At 29.6% G+C, this 1,501-nt stretch carries 1 protein-coding gene; it reads right to left on the reverse strand.

Annotated features, from left to right (window positions below; all coding sequences use genetic code 11):
• Positions 1–120: 120 nt before the first annotated feature.
• Positions 121–1,329, reverse strand: a complete 1,209-nt coding sequence (locus B8T70_RS23460) for a peptidoglycan endopeptidase (protein ID WP_086896433.1) — start codon at positions 1,327–1,329, stop codon at positions 121–123.
• Positions 1,330–1,501 lie beyond the last annotated feature (172 nt).

The following is a 1,501-nucleotide window of genomic DNA, read 5'->3' on the forward strand; positions in this document are numbered from 1 at the left end:
TAACGAAGATTGTAAATTTTCGAGTAAAAGAAAATTTAGAAAAAATAAAAAAGTAAAAATTATTTAACTGAGTAAGTCTAAAAGCTTAAACTTATATTACGTTTTTAGAATTAAAGAAATTTATTCTAAAACACGATTAACTTGAGTGAAGTTTCTTCCGTAGTATGCTTCTTTTGTTGAAGAAACAATTACACCACCATGTACAGATGAGTGAACAAATTTAATTTCCCCATCTAATACCTCAACCACCATTCCTACATGGTTTATCTGACGTCTTCCGTTGGTTTTAAAGAAAATCAAATCTCCTTTTTGCGCATCTTCCGAAGCTATTTTAACTCCAATACGAGATTGTTCAATAGAACTTCTAGGTAACTTAATATCAAAACTTCCAAATGTAGTTACCATTAATCCTGAACAATCAAAACCTGCTCTCGAAGTTCCTCCTGAACGATACCGAACTCCTACGTTCTCTGTAGCGTTTAATACCAATTGATTTAACAAATCTGAGTCATGGGTAAACTTTACATTATTTGTCGTTGCTGTATCTTTAATTGGTGTTGTCGCTACTGCTGTTGCAGCATCTACTCCCTCTTGTACTCCTTCTTTCTTTACATATGATTTTGAAGGATTTATTTTAAGAACATAACCTACTGGTAATTTTCCTTTTATAAATGGATTTTGCCTTTCTAGTTCTTTAACCGTAAGTCCGTATTCTTTTGCAATTGCATATTTAGTTTCTTTAGGCAAAACTTCACGAACAATTTCGGTTTCTACAGGCTTTTCGATTATCTCTGGCTCAGGTGTAGTAACAATCGTAGTAGCAGCTATTGCAGTTTCTTTTATAATTGGTTTAGCGTTACCTGGAATTATAATTTGTTGTCCTATTTTAAGCCCTTCACTTTCTAATTTTGGATTGGCTTTTTTTAATTCCTCGACTGTAAGTTGGTATTGTTTTGAAATTCCGTACAATGTTTCTTTTGCTAGGATTTCATGAGTAGTAGTTTCTTGATTACTCGTTGTAGTATTCGAAATATCTGAATTGCTTTTATTACTTGCAATTACTTCTTTTTCTTTGGTCTTCGTTTTTGTTGCTTTATCTTTATTGGCAACATTTTTCTCTGAACTTGGAATTAGTAAAATTGAATTTAGTTTTAATAATTTACCAGCATTAGGATTTAAATCAAGAATCTCCTTAACTTTTACATGATATTTTTTGGCTATAACACTAACATTCTCCCCTTTAGAAATTTTATGCTTAATATATTTTTCCTGTGAAAAAACATTAAAACTAAAAAAAAACAACGCTAATATCAGTCCAAAACTTTTCATTCTTATTCAAATTACATTCGCAGATTACATTTAATTCATTTAAAAAAAATCAAAAAACAACAATCCAATTACTTAAAAAGCTAATTTAACTTATTAAACTAAAAATTGCTATTTTTTAACAACTCTTTATATTCAAATTAACAAATTCCGCATAAAAAATAATCATTCTATA

Origin of the sequence: Flavobacterium sp. AJR (assembly GCF_002156885.1) — a bacterium.
Taxonomy (GTDB): Bacteria; Bacteroidota; Bacteroidia; order Flavobacteriales; family Flavobacteriaceae; genus Flavobacterium.